Here is a 16,060-nt window from a genome sequence, read left to right on the forward strand (position 1 = left end):
GTCGCGAAGCCGGCTCTACTCGCCGTGGGTCCTCCACGGCTTTCTTCCGGCGGCTCCGGGGTGATCTTCACGTCGCGCTCACCCCCGGGCTCACACCGTCCCCGGGTCGCTCTGGGCTGCGTACGTCGCTACTCGTCCCCATCCACGCTTTTCGCTCCGCCCAGTGTACGGCGCCGCGCGGACAGCGGCCGACCGCTTTTCGTGGCCCGCGCGGGGCCCCGCCGGGGCGGCGGCGGGGCGGCGGCGGGATGACCCGAATGGCGAGGGGTACGGGTGCGCGCATCCGGGCGCGCCCGGCTCGGCGGATTACCCGGCGGGGAGCTGGGCACAACGGATGCAGGTCCGCTGCGCGGGGGGTGCGGGCGGGCGAATCGGGCGGTGCGCCCCGTTGCCGCGGGACTCAAGTCGATTTATCGTCCCAGCACGATTCGCGGGCAAGATCACAATATGTGAAGGGGTCGCGGCCATGGTGGCGAAGAAGACCGCCGTACAGCAGCCGGCGACCGGCCGCTCCCAGGGAGCCGGCCGCAAGAAGACCACGCGCGCGGGTGCCGCCTCGGCCGGCCTGGCGGGACCGGTGAAAACGGTCCGTTCCCGCGCCGACGGAACAGCACGCTCCGACCGCCCCCCGGGCGGCACGGCAGCCGCCAAGACACCGAGGAAGCCGCCCGGGGAGCAGCCGAGCGCTGCCACGAAGAGGGCGGCCGCCGCAGAGGAGACCGAGCGGAAGAGGGGCTCGACGGCCAAGAGGGGCTCTATGGCGGGGGCCGGGAAGAGCACGGCCGTCGTGGACGCCGGGAAGAGCACGGCGGTCGAGGAAGCCGGGAAGAGCACGGCGGTCGAGGAAGCCGGGACGAGCGCGTCGGTCGGGAAGGCCGGGAAGAGCGCGTCGGTCGGGAAGGCAGGGAAGAAGACGGCGTCTGGGGAGACGGGGACGAAGCATGCCGCCGGCAAGACGGGCGCCGGGAAGGCTGTTGCCGAGGCGGGGGTGGTCGAGGAGGTCGCGGCCGGGAAGGCGGCGGGCGAGAAGGCGGCGGCTGGGGGCGCGGTGGCCGAGCAGGCTGCGGCTGGTAAGGCGGCTGGGAAGAGGGCGGGCGCTGGGAAGGCTGTTGCCGAGGCGGGGGTGGTCGAGGAGGTCGCGGCTGGGAGGACGCCGGGCGAGAAGGCGGCGGCTGGGGGCGCGGTGGCCGAGCAGGCTGCGGCAGGTAAGGCGGCTGGGAAGAGGGCGGGCGCTGGGAAGGTTGCGGCCGAGGCGTGGGTCGCCGAGGGGGCCGCGGCTGGGAAGGCGGCGGCTGGGAGGACGCCGGGCGAGAAGGCGGCGGCTGGGGGCGCGGTGGCCGAGCAGGCTGCGGCAGGTAGGGCGGCTGGGAAGAGAGCGGGCGCTGGGAAGGCTGCTGCCGAGGCGGGGGTGGTCGAGGAGGTCGCGGCCGGGAAGGCGGCGGCCGGGAGAACGGCGGGCAAGAAGGTTGCGGCTGGGGAGGCGGACACGAAGCCTGCCGCCGGGAAGGCGGGCGCCGGGAAGGTTGCGGCCGAGGCGGGGGTGGTCGAGGAGGCCGCGGCTGGGAAGGCGGCGGCTGGGAGGACGCCGGGCGAGAAGGCGGCGGCTGGGGGCGCGGTGGCCGAGCAGGCTGCGGCTGGTAAGGCGGCTGGGAAGAGGGCGGGCGCCGGGAAGGCCGCGGTCGGCGTGGGGGCGGTCGAGGAGGCCGCAGCCGAGCAGACGGCGGCCGGGAAGGCGGCGGCGGAGAAGACGGCGGCCGGGAGGTCAGCGGCCAAGGAGACGGCACCGAGGAAGGCTGCGGCCAAGAAGGCAGTGGCGAAGGAGGCGGCCGTCGGGGAGTCGGCTGCGAAAGCGGCGGCCAAGAAGGGCGCGGCGAGGGAAACGAGCGCCAAGGAGACGAGCGCCAAGGAAACGGCCGCCAAGGGTTCGGTCGGCAAAGAGTCGGCCGCGAAGGCGGGGGTCAAGAAGGCAGCGGGCAAGGAGACGGGTGCCAAGGGGACGGCCGCCGGCAAGAAGGGGGCCGGGAAGGGCGCCGTTGCCGAGAAGGGGGGCGAGAAGGCGGTGGAGGTGGCCGCCGAGGAGACGGTTGCCGGTGGAGTCGTGAAGGGGGCTGCCAGGAAGGCCGTCGGCAAGAAGGCGGTCGGCGAGGGCGTCTCCACCAGGACTGCCGGGAAGAGCACGGCCAAGAAGGCGGGCGCGGCGCGGGCCGCGAAGCAGACGGGAGCCACGACGGTGGTTGCGAAGAAGACTCCTGGCACGGCCACGGCGGAGCAGACCGCCGTTCCCAAGGCGCGGGTCGCCGCGGCGGAGCCCGGCGAGCTGGCGGTGCGCCCGGGCGAGGACCCCTGGACCCCGGAAGAGGTCGCCGAGGCCCGCGCCGAGCTGCAGTCCGAGGCGGAGCGGCTGCGGACCGAGATCAGCTCCTCCGAGGCCTCCCTGGTGGGCCTGATGCGGGACTCCGGGGACGGCGCCGGTGACGACCAGGCCGACACCGGCACCAAGAACATCACGCGCGAGCACGAGATGGCGCTGGCCGCCAACGCGCGCGAGATGCTCATCCAGACCGAACGCGCCCTGGAACGGCTCGACGCGGGCACCTACGGCCTGTGCGAGAACTGCGGAAACCCCATCGGCAAGGCCCGCATGCAGGCGTTCCCGAGGGCCACACTGTGCGTGGAGTGCAAGCAGAAGCAGGAACGTCGCTCCTGAGCACGAGGGCCCGCCGGGACGTGCCGTACTCTCGTCCTCAGTCAGGCACCTAGGTTGAGGGACTCACGTGGCAGAGGCGGAGCGCATCATCGGTACGCCGGACACCCCGGACGACAGCGGCGAGCAGACGTCCGGCGTGTCCGACACGGGTGAGCAGGGGGCGGCGGCGCCGCAGCGGACCGGGCGCGGGCGCCGGATCGCGGTGCTGTTCGCGGTGGCCGCGTTCGCGTACGCCCTCGACCTGATCAGCAAGATGATCGTGGTCGCGAAGCTGGAGCACCACGCCCCGATCGAGGTGATCGGGGACCTGCTGGAGCTGCACGCCATCCGCAACCCGGGCGCGGCCTTCGGCTTCGGCGCGGCCTTCACGATCATCTTCACGCTGATCGCGGCCGCCGTGATCGTGGTGATCATCCGCCTGGCCCGCAAGCTCTACAGCTTCCCCTGGGCGATCGCCCTCGGCCTGCTGCTCGGCGGCGCGCTCGGCAACCTCACCGACCGGATCTTCCGGGAGCCCGGGATCTTCCAGGGCGAGGTCGTGGACTTCATCGCGCCCAAGGGCTTCGCGGTGTTCAACCTGGCCGACTCGGCGATCGTGTGCGGCGGCATCCTGATCGTGCTGCTGTCCTTCCGCGGCCTGGACCCCGACGGCACCGTCCACAAGGACTGACGCCGGCCGGCACCGCGGGGGCGTTGTCCACAGGCTCGTTCGGGGTCGTCGGAGCCGTCCGGCATACTCGTCGGGTGAGCACGATTCCCGAGATCCGTACCCTGCCCGTGCCCGACGGCCTGGAGGGCGAGCGCGTCGACGCCGCCATCTCCCGCATGTTCGGCTTCTCCCGCACCAAGGCGGCGGAGCTGGCCGCCGCCGGCAAGGTCCAGGTCGACGGGACGGTGGTCGGCAAGTCGGAGCGGGTGCACGGAGGCGCCTGGCTCGAGGTCGAGATGCCCCAGGCACCCGCGCCCGTGCAGGTGGTCGCCGAGCCGGTCGAGGGCATGGAGATCGTGCACGACGACGATGACGTGGTCGTGATCGTCAAGCCGGTCGGCGTGGCCGCGCACCCCTCGCCGGGCTGGAGCGGCCCGACCGTCATCGGCGGTCTCGCCGCCGCCGGGTACCGGATCTCCACCTCCGGCGCCGCCGAGCGCCAGGGCATCGTGCACCGCCTGGACGTCGGCACCTCCGGCCTGATGGTCGTGGCGAAGTCCGAGTACGCGTACACGTCGCTCAAGCGCCAGTTCAAGGAGCGCACGGTCGACAAGCGCTACCACACCCTCGTCCAGGGCCACCCGGACCCGACGAGCGGCACGATCGACGCCCCCATCGGCCGCCACCCGAACCACGACTACAAGTGGGCGGTCACGGCCGACGGCAAGCCCTCCGTGACCCACTACGACCTCATCGAGGCATTCCGCGCCGCCTCCCTGCTCGACGTGAAGCTGGAGACCGGCCGCACCCACCAGATCCGCGTCCACATGTCCGCCCACCGCCACCCCTGCGTCGGCGACCTGACCTACGGCGCCGACCCGACCCTCGCCAAGCGGCTGCACCTGACCCGCCAGTGGCTGCACGCGGTGCGGCTCGGCTTCGAGCACCCCGGGGACGGGCAGTGGGTGGAGTTCGCCTGCGACTACCCCGAGGACCTGCAGAGCGCCCTCGACCAGGTCCGCGAGGAGACGTGGGCGTGAGCACGCCGTACACCGTCCGGATCGCCGAGGACCCCGCCGACCGCGAGGCCTGCTTCACGGTGCGCAAGAGCGTCTTCGTCGTCGAGCAGGGCGTCCCGCAGGACATCGAGTACGACGCGTACGACGCCGTGGCCGTGCATGTGCTGGCGGTCCGCGAGGACGGCGTGCCGCTCGGCACCGGCCGCCTGCTGTACGGCGAGGCGGCAGCGGCGAAGACCGGCGGGGACGCCTCGGTGGGCTCCCTGGGGCGGCTCGCCGTCACCCGTGAGGCGCGCGGGCTGGGCGTCGGCGTGGCCCTGGTGCGGGCCATCGAGGAGGCGGCACGCGCGCGTGGCCTGGCCGCGGTGGACCTGCACGCGCAGACCCACGCCCTGGGCTTCTACGAGCGCCTCGGGTACGAGGCGTACGGCCCGGAGTACCCGGAGGCCGGGATCCCGCACCGGGCGATGCGGCGCGTCCTGTAGCCGAGGTGCCGTGACGGCCGGAGCGCCGAGGGCCGTGGCAGGCTGGACGCCTGCCGTGTGATCGTCGACTCCCGGAGCGCCGGCCGTGGACCAGTTGGCTCTGTTGTTCGTGGTGCTGCTCGGGGCCCTGGTGAGCGTCCCGGTGGGGGAACGGCTCGGGTTGCCGGCGCCGGTGCTGATGACCGTGCTCGGCGGGGTCCTGGCGGTGACCGCCTTCGTGCCCGACGTGGACATCCCGCCCGAGCTGATCCTGCCCGGACTGCTGCCGCCACTCCTCTACGCCGCCGTACGACGGACCTCGTGGCGGCAGTTCACGGCGAACAAGCGGCCGATCTTCCTGCTGGCCGTCGCCCTGGTCTTCGTGACGACGATCTGCGTGGCCGCCGTCGCCCATGCGATCGTGCCCGGCCTGCCGGTCGCCGCCGCCGTCGCGCTGGGCGCGCTGATCGCCCCGCCCGACCCGGTCGCCGCCACCGCCGTCGCCGGGCAGCTCGGGCTGCCGCGCCGTCTGGTGTCGATCCTGGAGGGCGAGGGGCTCTTCAACGACGTCACGGCCATCGTGCTGTACCACGTGGCGATCGCCGCCGCCGTGAGCGGGGAGTTCTCGGCCTGGCACGCCGGTCTCGACCTGGTCCTGTCGGCCGTGGTCGCGGTCGTGGTCGGGCTGGTGCTCGGCTGGGGCGCGAACAAGCTGATGGACCTGCTCGGCGACCCCACCCTGCAGATCGGGATGACTCTGCTGGTGCCGTACGCCTCCTATGTGCTCGCGGAGGAGCTGCAGGGGTCCGGGGTGCTCGCCGTGCTCACCACGGCTCTCTTCCTCGCCGAGTACGCCACCGACGCCGACGACGTGATGACCAGGCTGGCCGGGTACACCTTCTGGGACATCGTCGACACGCTCGTCACCGGCGTCGCCTTCGGGCTGATCGGTCTCGAACTGCACAACGCGATCAGGACGGCGAGCGGGCGCTGGGGCGAACTGCTCGGCTGGTCCGCCATCATCGTCGGCGTCGTCGTCCTCGTACGGCTGCTGTGGCTGATGCCCGCGACCTGGCTGACCAAGCGGCTGCACGCCCGGCGGGACTACGACGAGGAGATCCCGGTGGGCTGGCGGGAGACCGTGGTGATGTGGTGGTCCGGGATGCGCGGGGTGGCCTCGGTGGCGCTGGCGCTGGCGATCCCGCTCAGGACGGACGACGGATCTCCCTTTCCCGAGCGCGACGAGATCATCTTCATCGCGTTCGGAGTGATCATCGCCACGCTGGTGCTGCAGGGGCTGACCCTGCCCTGGCTGGTGAAGCGGCTCGGGGTGCGGGCGGACTCCGAGCGGGAGAAGGAGTTCGAGGAGGAGCTGGCGCGACGGGCCACGAAGGCCGCCAGACGGAGGCTGCGGGAGATCGAGCAGGTGGAGGAGTTGCCGGAGGAGCTGGCGGAACAGATGTTGCGGCGGGCCTTCGACATCGGGATCCGGATCAGCCCGGACCTGGGGGAAGCGGAGCGGCGGGAGGCGCATCAGCAGAGGGAGCGGCGGGTGAAGCGGGTGAGGCGGATTCAGGGGGAGATGTTGAGTGCGGCCCGGCATGAGGTGTTGGCCGCGCGGAGTGAGCCGGGGGCGGATCCCGAGATTGTGGATCGGGTGCTGAGGCATCTCGATGTGCGGAGCCTGCGTTGAGATTTTCTCTCCCACTCGCGCACCACCCGTTTCCAGTCGGCCGAGAGGTGGGCGTCTGCCGTGGGGGTGCGGCGCCGTCGGCGGCTTTCCGTCTCCATGCCTTTGCGGGTCGCGGGCTCCCGAACCTGCGTCTTCGCGGCGCCCCGCGGGAGGCCGCGCTACGGCGTTGTCGTACCCGGCTGGCACCATGGCCTCATGAACATCATGCTCTTGCATTCGGCCTATGGGCTCAGGCCCGCGGTGCGCGAGGCCGCGGACCGGCTGCGCGCGGCGGGCCACGAGGTGTGGACGCCGGACCTCTTTGAGGGGCGCACGTTCGACACGGTCGAGGAGGGGATGGAGTTCAAGGAGCGGATCGGCAAGGAGGAGTTGCTGAAGCGGGCCGTGCTGGCGGCGGCGCCGTACTCGGAGCGGGGGCTCGTGTACGCCGGCTTCTCGCTCGGCGCCTCCATCGCGCAGACCCTGGCCCTCGGCGACGAGAAGGCACGCGGTCTGCTGCTCCTGCACGGTACCTCGGACCTCGCGCCGAACGTACAGGTGGACGAGCTGCCCGTGCAGTTGCACGTCGCCGAGCCGGACCCGTTCGAGACGGACGACTGGCTGAGCGCCTGGTACCTGCAGATGGGCAGAGCGGGGGCGGACGTGGAGATCTACCGGTACGCCGGGGCGGGCCACCTGTACACCGACCCCGGGCTGCCGGACCACGACGCGGAGGCCGCCGAGGCCACCTGGCGGGTGGCGCTCGGCTTCCTCGACAGCCTGTAGCAGTCGGCTACACCGGGTCGTAGGTGCGCTCCACCTTCTGCGTGCCGCTGCGGGTGCGGTACGAACGCACCCAGGAGGAGGTCGCGTTGGCGTTCGTGCGGTCGGACAGGACGTAGTAGTCCATCTGCGCACGGTCGGCGGTGATGTCCAGGACGCCGTAGCCGTGGCGGTCGGTGTCCACCCAGTGGACGTGCCGGTTGGCCGCCTTGATGATCGGCGAGGCGATCGCGGAGACGGTGCCCTCGGGGACCTTCACGATGTCGTCGAGGTTGTCGGAGGTCACCGAGGTGACGACGAACTCGGTGGCCGCCGAGGCCGACAGCGGGTAGGTGCCCGCGTCCACCGGCACGTCGTTGGCCCACGCCATGTGGATGTCACCGGTCAGGAAGACGGTGTTGCCGATGGCGTTGGAGCGCAGGTGGTCCAGCACCTCGCGGCGGTCGTCGGTGTAGCCGTCCCACTGGTCGGTGTTGGCGGCGATCCCCTCCTGCGGCAGCCCGAGCAGCTCGGCGAGGGGCTTGAACAGGTCGGCGGAGAGCGAGCCGAAGGAGAACGGCGAGATCATCACCGAGTTGCCGACCAGCCGCCACTTGGTGTCGGAGGCCTTCAACCCGGCCTTCAGCCAGTCGAGCTGGGCCCGGCCGGTGATCGTACGGTTCGGGTCGTCCACCGAACCGCTCGCCGTGCCGGCCTGCTGGGAGCGGAAGGAGCGCAGGTCCAGCAGGGAGAGGTCGGCGAGCTTGCCGAAGCGCAGCCGGCGGTAGGTGGTGCCGGCGATCGCGGGGCGGACCGGCATCCACTCGAAGTAGGCCTGCTTGGCGGCGGCCTGGCGGTCCGTCCAGGTGCCCTCGGCGCCCTCGGTGTGGTTGACCGCGCCGCCCGACCAGGCGTTGTCGGCGAACTCGTGGTCGTCCCAGATCGCGATGACCGGTGCCTTCAGGTGCAGCGCCTGCAGGTCGGGGTCGGTCTTGTACTTCGCGTGCCGGATCCGGTAGTCGGCGAGCGTGAGGATCTCGTTCGCCGGCGCGTGCGGGCGGACGACCGTGCCCCGGGCCGCGTACTCGCCGGACTTGTACTCGTAGATGTAGTCGCCGAGGTGCAGCCAGGCATCGAGGTCGGTGCGGGCCGCGAGGTGGCGGTAGGCGGAGAAGTAGCCGGCCTCCCAGTTGGCGCAGGAGACCACGCCGAAACGCAGGCCGGAGACGGCAGCGTCCGCCGCCGGCGCGGTGCGGGTACGCGCCACCGGGGAGTTCGTGCCGTCGGCCGAGAAGCGGAACCAGTAGTCGGTGGCCGGTTCCAGGCCGCGGATGTCGGCCTTGACGGTGTGGTCGGAGGCAGCGGTCGCGGTGGTCGAGCCCTTGGCGACGACGTTCGTCAGCGCCTTGTCCTTGGCGACGACCCAGCTCACCTCGGTGTCCGGGCCGATCCCGGAGCCGGGTATCGCCTGCGGGGTGGGGGTCACCCGGGTCCACAGCAGCACGCCGTCGGGCAGCGGGTCGCCGGAGGCGACGCCGTGCAGGAAGGCGGGGGCGTCCGTGGCGGCGCGCGCCGGCAGGGCGGCGGCGAGCGGTCCGGCCAGGACAGCAGTCGCCGCCGCGGCCTTGACGACCGTACGGCGGCGGGGCGACAGGGAGTTGAGGCGCTTTGCGGCCTCGGATGGCTTGTATCGACTGGTCACGACCGATCAGGTTACTGATCGGTACACGTCAGAGCGGGCGAACTCCGAAAGTTCGCCCGCTCTTCATGTGAAGGTCAGTTTCTGAGGAGCCGTCAACCCTTGAGAGCCGCGTCCACCGCGCTGTTGAAGTCGGCCACCGTCAGGAGCACCTTGCCGTCGCTGAGCTTCTTGCCGTCCATGACGAAGCTCGGGGTGCCCGTCACGCCGTCCTTGTTGTCGTCGAACGTCTTCGACATGGCCATCGCCCAGGCGTCGTAGGTGCCCTTCTTGACCGCATCCTGGAACTTCGTGTTGTTCTTCAGCGCGGGCACGGTGTCGGCGACCTTGATGAGGTAGCTGTCGTCCTTGAACTTGTCGGTCTGCTCGTCCGGGTGCCACTTCGCGGAGTACAGCGCGGTCTTGTACTCGAGGAACGCCTCGGGGCTGACGTTGAGCGCGGCACCCAGCGCGCTCAGCGCGTTCTTGGAGCCGGTGCCGTTGTCGTGGGCGTCGAGGAACGTGCCGCTGATGAACTGGAGCTTGAACTTGCCGTCGTCGATGTCCTTCTTCACGGTCGAGCCGACGACCTGCTCGAACTGGGCGCACACGGGGCAGCGCGGGTCCTCGTAGATCTTGAGGGTCTTCTTGGCGCTGTCCTTGCCGATGACGACGGTGGTGCCCTTCGTGCCCGTGGTGTTGGCCGGGGCGACGACTGACGCGTCCTTCAGGCCCTCCCAGTAGCTGGGCTTGTTCATCTGGACGACCGCGTAGCCGATGCCGCCGGCCGCGGCCAGCACGCCCACGACCGAGGCGGCCACGATGACCTGCCGCCTGGCCCTGTCGCGCTTGGCCTGCCGCTCGCGCTCCTGGCGCAGCCGCTCCCGGGCCGCCGTCTTCGCCGACTGGCTGTTCCGCTTGCTCATGTTGGTGATCTCCATGTGGGACGCGCACACGTCGTACGCGGGATACGTATGGGGGACTGATCGTGCTCAGGCGAATGCCGGTGAGCACGGCGGTCCACGCCGTCCCAGGGAGTGCACGAGGAGCCGGTCGCGCGCGGTGACCGGGCGCAGGGCCGGGCCCGGCAGCCGGCGCGCCGGCAGGAGTCGTACGGCGACCGCGGCCACCGCCAGCAGCAGCGGCCGGAAGGTGGTGGCGGCGACCGCGCGCAGCAGCTGGGTCAGAGCCCGCTCGCCCCGGCGCAGCCAGGCGGCGGCCAGCAGTCCCACGCCGATGTGCGCGGCGAGCAGCAGCCAGGCGGCGGCCGGGCTGGCGTGCGCGAGCAGTGCCGCGCCGCCACGGCCCGAGGCGCCCGTCACCTGGGCGAGCGGGGTGCCCACGCTGCCCTGGCACAGCACGTCCAGGCCGAGGGCGCGCAGTGGTCCGGCGACCGGCCCGCCCGCCCTGCCGTAACAAGCGTGCTGGCCGGTGGTGAACACCGTGTCCGCGGCCAGCTCCAGCGGGATCAGCAGGGCCGCGATCCGGCCGAAGCCACGCTCGCGGCCCGCCAGCGCGTACGCGGTCAGGAACACGCCGGTGGCGACCGCGGCGACGGTCGACACCGGCAGCGGCGCCCTGGACAGCAGGACGTGCGACGCGGTGCTGAGCGTCACGACCACGGCCGTGAACAGCGCCGCGCGCACGGCTCTGAGCTGGGTCCCGGAAATGTCCATTGCGAGAGCAGAGTCTGTCACGTACGCGAGTAAGAGACCCCTAAAGAGTGCCTGTGAGTGTGCGAGGTTACAGCCCCGGAATCCGGCCGTTGCGGAACAGGTCGACGAAGATCTGGTGGTCGGCACGCGCGCGTGCGCCGTACCCGTGCGCGAAGTCCACCAGCAGGGGCGCGAAGCCCTCCTCGTCGGCCGCGAGCGCCGCGTCGATGGCCCGCTCGGTGGAGAACGGCACCAGGGACTCGCCGGAGGTGTCGTCCGCCGCCGCGTGCATCGTGGCCGTGGCCCGGCCGAGGTCGGCGACGACGGCCGCGATCTCCTCCGGGTCGTCGATGTCGCCCCAGTCCAGGTCGACCGCGTACGGCGAGACCTCGGCGACCAGCTGGCCCGCGCCGTCCAGCTCGGTCCAGCCCAGCCACGGGTCGGCGTGCGCCTGCAGGGCGCGCTGGGAGATCACCGTGCGGTGGCCCTCGTGCTGGAAGTACTCCGCGATCGCCGGGTCCGTGATGTGCCGGGAGACGGCCGGGGTCTGGGCCTGCTTGATGTAGATCACGACGTCGTTCTCCAGGGCGTCGCTGTGGCCCTCCAGGAGGATGTTGTACGACGGCAGGCCGGCCGAGCCGATGCCGATGCCGCGACGGCCCACGACGTCCTTCACCCGGTACGAGTCCGGGCGGGTCAGGGAGGAGTCCGGAAGGGTCTCCAGGTAGCCGTCGAAGGCCGCCAGCACCTTGTAGCGGGTGGCGGCGTCCAGCTCGATGGAGCCGCCGCCCGGTGCGAAGCGGCGCTCGAAGTCGCGGATCTCGGTCATCGAGTCCAGCAGCCCGAAGCGGGTCAGCGAGCGGGCGTCACGCAGCGCGTCCAGGAGGGGACCCTGCGCGGTGTCCAGCGTGAACGGCGGCACCTCGTCCCTCTTGGCGCCCGTGGCCAGGGCGTGGATGCGCTCGCGGTAGGCGGCCGCGTAGACCGTCACCAACTCGGTGATCTGCTCGTCGCTGAGCGCCTTCGCGTACCCGATGAGCGCGACGGAGGCGGCGAAGCGCTTCAGGTCCCAGGTGAACGGGCCGACGTAGGCCTCGTCGAAGTCGTTGACGTTGAAGACCAGGCGGCCGTTGGAGTCCATGTAGGTGCCGAAGTTCTCGGCGTGCAGATCGCCGTGGATCCACACCCGCGAGGTGCGGTCGTCCAGGTACGGGCCGCCGCGCTTCTCAGCGTCGAGGTCGTGGTAGAAGAGGGCCGCCGTGCCCCGGTAGAACGCGAAAGCCGAGGCCGCCATCTTCCGGAACTTCACCCGGAACGCGGCCGGGTCGGCGGCCAGGAGCCGGCCGAAGGCGGTGTCGAAGACGGCGAGGATCTCCTCGCCGCGCTGCTCGTCGTTGAGCTGGGATACCGACATCGCGGGGTGCCTCCTGGTGCAGTGCCTGTACGACAGCGTTTCTGCCGTCTCCAACGCACGAAGGTACGTGGGAGTGCCCGTGGAGTGTCAGTCCCGAGGCATAGACTTCGACGCTGACCCCAGAACTGTCCGCCACCCCTTCGCCGAGTGTTTCCCCTGGAGGCCTCACCGTGTCAAAGCCGCCCTTCACGCACCTGCACGTCCACACCCAGTACTCGCTGCTGGACGGTGCCGCGCGGCTCAAGGACATGTTCAACGCCTGCAATGAGATGGGCATGACGCACATCGCCATGTCCGACCACGGCAACCTCCACGGCGCGTACGACTTCTTCCATACCGCGAAGAAGGCCGGAATCACCCCGATCATCGGGATCGAGGCGTATGTCGCCCCCGAGTCCCGGCGCAACAAGCGCAAGATCCAGTGGGGCCAGCCGCACCAGAAGCGTGACGACGTCTCCGGTTCCGGTGGTTACACCCACAAGACGATGTGGGCCGTGAACAGGACGGGCCTGCACAACATCTTCCGGCTCTCCTCCGACGCCTACGCCGAGGGCTGGCTGCAGAAGTGGCCCCGGATGGACAAGGAGACCATCGCCCAGTGGTCCGAGGGCATCGTCGCCTCCACCGGCTGCCCCTCGGGTGAGGTGCAGACCCGGCTCCGCCTCGGCCAGGAGGAGGAGGCCCTCAAGGCCGCCGCCGACTACCAGGACATCTTCGGCAAGGACCGGTACTTCCTGGAGCTGATGGACCACGGCATCGAGATCGAGCACCGGGTCCGTCAGGGCCTCCTCGACATCGGCAAGAAGCTCGGCATCCCGCCGCTGGTCACCAACGACTCGCACTACACCTATGCGCACGAGGCCGGCGCCCACGACGCCCTGCTGTGCATCCAGACCGGCAAGAACCTCTCCGACCCGGACCGCTTCAAGTTCGACGGCACCGGCTACTACCTGAAGTCCACGGACGAGATGTACGCCATCGACTCCTCGGACGCCTGGCAGGAGGGCTGCGCCAACACGCTCCTCGTCGCCGAGATGGTGGACACCACCGGCATGTTCGAGAAGCGCGACCTCATGCCCAAGTTCGACATCCCCGAGGGCTACACCGAGGTCACCTGGTTCAAGGAGGAAGTGCGCCGCGGCATGGAGCGCCGCTTCCCCGGCGGCATCCCGGACGACCGCCAGAAGCAGGCCGACTACGAGATGGACGTCATCATCTCGATGGGCTTCCCCGGCTACTTCCTCGTGGTCGCCGACTTCATCATGTGGGCCAAGAACAACGGCATCGCCGTCGGCCCCGGCCGAGGCTCCGCGGCCGGTTCGATCGTCGCCTACGCCATGGGCATCACCGACCTCGACCCGATCCCGCACGGCCTGATCTTCGAGCGGTTCCTCAACCCCGAGCGCATCTCGATGCCCGATGTCGACATCGACTTCGACGAGCGCAGGCGCGTCGAGGTGATCAGGTACGTGACGGAGAAGTACGGCGCCGACAAGGTCGCCATGATCGGCACCTACGGCACCATCAAGGCCAAGAACGCGATCAAGGACTCCGCGCGCGTGCTGGGCTACCCGTACGCGATGGGCGACCGCATCACCAAGGCCATGCCCGCCGACGTCCTCGGCAAGGGCATCCCGCTCTCCGGCATCACCGACTCCAGCCACCCGCGCTACAGCGAGGCCGGCGAGGTCCGCGGGATGTACGAGAACGAGCCGGACGTGAAGAAGGTCATCGACACCGCGCGCGGTGTGGAGGGCCTGGTCCGGCAGATGGGCGTGCACGCCGCCGGCGTGATCATGTCCAGCGAGACCATCACCGAGCACGTCCCGGTCTGGGTCAGGCACACCGACGGCGTGACCATCACGCAGTGGGACTACCCGAGCTGTGAGTCGCTCGGCCTGCTGAAGATGGACTTCCTGGGCCTGCGCAACCTCACGATCATGGACGACGCCGTCAAGATGGTGAAGGCCAACAAGGGGGTCGACATCGACCTCCTGGGCCTTCCGCTCGACGACCCGACGACCTTCGAACTGCTCCAGCGCGGCGACACCCTCGGTGTCTTCCAGTTCGACGGCGGCCCCATGCGCTCGCTGCTGCGCCTGATGAAGCCCGACAACTTCGAAGACATCTCCGCCGTGTCGGCCCTGTACCGCCCGGGCCCGATGGGCATGAACTCCCACACGAACTACGCGCTGCGCAAGAACAAGCAGCAGGAGATCACGCCGATCCACAAGGAGCTGGAGGAGCCCCTCGAAGAGGTCCTCGCGGTCACCTACGGCCTGATCGTCTACCAGGAGCAGGTGCAGAAGGCCGCCCAGATCATCGCCGGGTACTCGCTCGGCGAGGCCGACATCCTCCGCCGCGTCATGGGCAAGAAGAAGCCCGACGAGCTGGCGAAGAACTTCACCATCTTCCAGGCAGGCGCCCGCAAGAACGGTTACAGCGACGAGGCCATCCAGGCCCTGTGGGACGTGCTGGTCCCCTTCGCCGGCTACGCCTTCAACAAGGCCCACTCCGCCGCGTACGGCCTGGTGTCGTACTGGACCGCGTACCTCAAGGCGAACTACCCCGCCGAGTACATGGCCGCCCTGCTGACCTCGGTCAAGGACGACAAGGACAAGTCGGCGATCTACCTCAACGAGTGCCGCCGCATGGGCATCAAGGTGCTCCCGCCGAACGTCAACGAGTCGGTGCACAACTTCGCCGCCCAGGGCGACGACGTGATCCTCTTCGGCCTCGAAGCGGTGCGCAACGTCGGCACCAACGTGGTCGAGTCGATCATCAAGAGCCGCAAGGCGAAGGGCAAGTACTCCTCCTTCCCCGACTACCTCGACAAGGTCGAGGCGGTCGCGTGCAACAAGCGCACCACGGAATCCCTGATCAAGGCCGGCGCCTTCGACACCATGGGGCACACCCGCAAGGGCCTCACCGCGCAGTACGAGCCGATGATCGACAACGTGGTCGCGGTCAAGCGCAAGGAGGCCGAGGGGCAGTTCGACCTCTTCGGCGGCATGGGCGAGGAACAGAGCGACGAGCCCGGCTTCGGGCTCGACGTGCAGTTCACCGACGAGGAGTGGGACAAGACCTACCTCCTCGCCCAGGAGCGGGAGATGCTCGGTCTGTACGTCTCCGACCACCCGCTCTTCGGCCTGGAGCACGTGCTGTCCGACAAGGCCGACGCGGGCATCGCCCAGCTCACCGGAGGTGAGCACGCGGACGGCGCGGTGGTCACCATCGGCGGCATCATCTCGGGCCTGCAGCGCAAGATGACCAAGCAGGGCAACGCCTGGGCGATCGCCACGGTCGAGGACCTCGCCGGTTCCATCGAGTGCATGTTCTTCCCGGCCACGTACCAGCTCGTGTCGACCCAACTCGTCGAGGACGCGGTCGTGTTCGTCAAGGGCCGGCTCGACAAGCGCGAGGACGTGCCGCGGCTGGTCGCGATGGAGCTGCAGGTGCCCGACCTGTCGAACGCGGGCACCAACGCGCCGGTGATCCTCACCATCCCGGCGGTCAAGGTCACCCCGCCGATGGTCAGCCGCCTCGGCGAGATCCTCAGCCACCACAGGGGCGAGAGCGAGGTCCGCATCAAGCTCCAGGGGCCGACGAAGACGACGGTGCTCCGGCTGGACCGGCACCGTGTGAAGCCGGATCCGGCGCTCTTCGGAGATCTGAAGGTGCTGCTCGGCCCGTCCTGCCTGGCGGGCTGAGCCGATGCGGCGGGAAGGGGCGCACCCTCGGCGGGTGCGCCCCTTCCGTGTGCCTGGGCTTCAACTGCCCTTTAGTTGTGGCCGAAGCGCTGCTGCTTCTTACGAGCAACATCCGCCGGGCTGCCCGGGACGTGCATCGGGGACTCGTGCGCCTCCGAGGACGACCGCTGCGTGTGCTCCTGGGCCTGCTGAGCCTGCGAGCGCTGCTGGCTGCCCTGCTTGCGGTTCTTGTTCTTGGCCATGGTGATCTGCCTCCTGTGGGGGATCTAGGGGCCAGGGCCGCGACCAGATTCACATAAGCTGACATCACGCGCATGTCGGATAATTACC

12 protein-coding genes are annotated in these 16,060 nt (G+C 70.3%); 7 read left to right on the top strand and 5 right to left on the bottom strand.

Annotated elements, in window-relative coordinates; genetic code table 11:
* Positions 1-466 precede the first annotated feature (466 nt).
* The 6 genes from ACFY3C_RS14295 (at position 467) to ACFY3C_RS14320 (ending at position 7,297) form a co-directional block, all read left to right on the top strand.
* On the top strand, positions 467-2,707 hold the full coding sequence (locus tag ACFY3C_RS14295) for a TraR/DksA family transcriptional regulator (protein WP_390770934.1): 2,241 nt from the start codon (positions 467-469) through the stop codon (positions 2,705-2,707).
* A 67-nt stretch (positions 2,708-2,774) separates the two neighbouring features.
* Positions 2,775-3,377, top strand: a complete 603-nt coding sequence (gene lspA / locus ACFY3C_RS14300; RefSeq protein ID WP_386574270.1) for a signal peptidase II — start codon at positions 2,775-2,777, stop codon at positions 3,375-3,377.
* A gap of 74 nt (positions 3,378-3,451) precedes the next feature.
* Positions 3,452-4,396, top strand: a complete 945-nt coding sequence (locus ACFY3C_RS14305) for an RluA family pseudouridine synthase (RefSeq protein WP_389183683.1) — start codon at positions 3,452-3,454, stop codon at positions 4,394-4,396.
* Positions 4,393-4,860 (top strand): GNAT family N-acetyltransferase, encoded by a 468-nt coding sequence (locus ACFY3C_RS14310; protein ID WP_390770935.1) that lies wholly within the window; start codon positions 4,393-4,395, stop codon positions 4,858-4,860. Before ACFY3C_RS14305 ends, ACFY3C_RS14310 begins: the two co-directional genes overlap by 4 nt.
* Positions 4,861-4,945: 85 nt before the next feature.
* Positions 4,946-6,532, top strand: a complete 1,587-nt coding sequence (locus tag ACFY3C_RS14315) for a Na+/H+ antiporter (protein WP_390770936.1) — start codon at positions 4,946-4,948, stop codon at positions 6,530-6,532.
* Between the two features lie 195 nt (positions 6,533-6,727).
* The gene (locus ACFY3C_RS14320) at positions 6,728-7,297 is read left to right on the top strand and encodes a dienelactone hydrolase family protein (RefSeq protein ID WP_390770937.1); all 570 of its coding nucleotides are present in this window, start codon (positions 6,728-6,730) and stop codon (positions 7,295-7,297) included.
* Positions 7,298-7,304: 7 nt separating this feature from the next.
* On the opposite strand, the gene ACFY3C_RS14325 is transcribed toward ACFY3C_RS14320, so the two are convergent.
* From ACFY3C_RS14325 to ACFY3C_RS14340, 4 genes are all read right to left on the bottom strand, one after another.
* Positions 7,305-8,975, bottom strand: coding sequence for an alkaline phosphatase D family protein (locus ACFY3C_RS14325; RefSeq protein WP_390770938.1), 1,671 nt, complete (start codon positions 8,973-8,975; stop codon positions 7,305-7,307).
* A 92-nt stretch (positions 8,976-9,067) separates the two neighbouring features.
* Positions 9,068-9,877, bottom strand: a complete 810-nt coding sequence (locus ACFY3C_RS14330) for a thioredoxin domain-containing protein (RefSeq protein ID WP_386574264.1) — start codon at positions 9,875-9,877, stop codon at positions 9,068-9,070.
* Between the two features lie 66 nt (positions 9,878-9,943).
* Positions 9,944-10,627, bottom strand: coding sequence for a hypothetical protein (locus tag ACFY3C_RS14335; RefSeq protein ID WP_390770939.1), 684 nt, complete (start codon positions 10,625-10,627; stop codon positions 9,944-9,946).
* Positions 10,628-10,694: 67 nt separating this feature from the next.
* Positions 10,695-12,020, bottom strand: coding sequence for a DUF2252 domain-containing protein (locus ACFY3C_RS14340; protein WP_386574262.1), 1,326 nt, complete (start codon positions 12,018-12,020; stop codon positions 10,695-10,697).
* Positions 12,021-12,190: 170 nt separating this feature from the next.
* On the opposite strand from ACFY3C_RS14340, the gene dnaE reads away from it, so the two are divergent.
* A complete protein-coding gene (dnaE, locus tag ACFY3C_RS14345; RefSeq protein ID WP_386574261.1) occupies positions 12,191-15,730 on the top strand; it encodes a DNA polymerase III subunit alpha in 3,540 nt (1,179 codons plus the stop codon).
* A 71-nt stretch (positions 15,731-15,801) separates the two neighbouring features.
* Here dnaE and ACFY3C_RS14350 read toward each other — a convergent pair whose 3' ends face one another.
* Entirely contained in the window at positions 15,802-15,972 is a 171-nt protein-coding gene (locus ACFY3C_RS14350) for a hypothetical protein (protein WP_386574260.1), read from the bottom strand.
* Positions 15,973-16,060 lie beyond the last annotated feature (88 nt).

This window comes from Streptomyces sp. NPDC001410 (assembly GCF_042895235.1).
Lineage (GTDB): Bacteria > Actinomycetota > Actinomycetes > Streptomycetales > Streptomycetaceae > Streptomyces.

What these genes read in the sequence shown, in the direction of transcription:
- ACFY3C_RS14295 (WP_390770934.1), top strand. Translation starts at nt 467, where the DNA reads ATGGTGGCGAAGAAGACCGCCGTACAGCAGCCGGCGACCGGCCGCTCC.
- ACFY3C_RS14320 (WP_390770937.1), top strand. Translation starts at nt 6,728, where the DNA reads ATGAACATCATGCTCTTGCATTCGGCCTATGGGCTCAGGCCCGCGGTG.
- ACFY3C_RS14330 (WP_386574264.1), bottom strand. Translation starts at nt 9,877, where the DNA reads ATGAGCAAGCGGAACAGCCAGTCGGCGAAGACGGCGGCCCGGGAGCGG.
- ACFY3C_RS14335 (WP_390770939.1), bottom strand. Translation starts at nt 10,627, where the DNA reads ATGGACATTTCCGGGACCCAGCTCAGAGCCGTGCGCGCGGCGCTGTTC.
- ACFY3C_RS14340 (WP_386574262.1), bottom strand. Translation starts at nt 12,020, where the DNA reads ATGTCGGTATCCCAGCTCAACGACGAGCAGCGCGGCGAGGAGATCCTC.
- ACFY3C_RS14350 (WP_386574260.1), bottom strand. Translation starts at nt 15,972, where the DNA reads ATGGCCAAGAACAAGAACCGCAAGCAGGGCAGCCAGCAGCGCTCGCAG.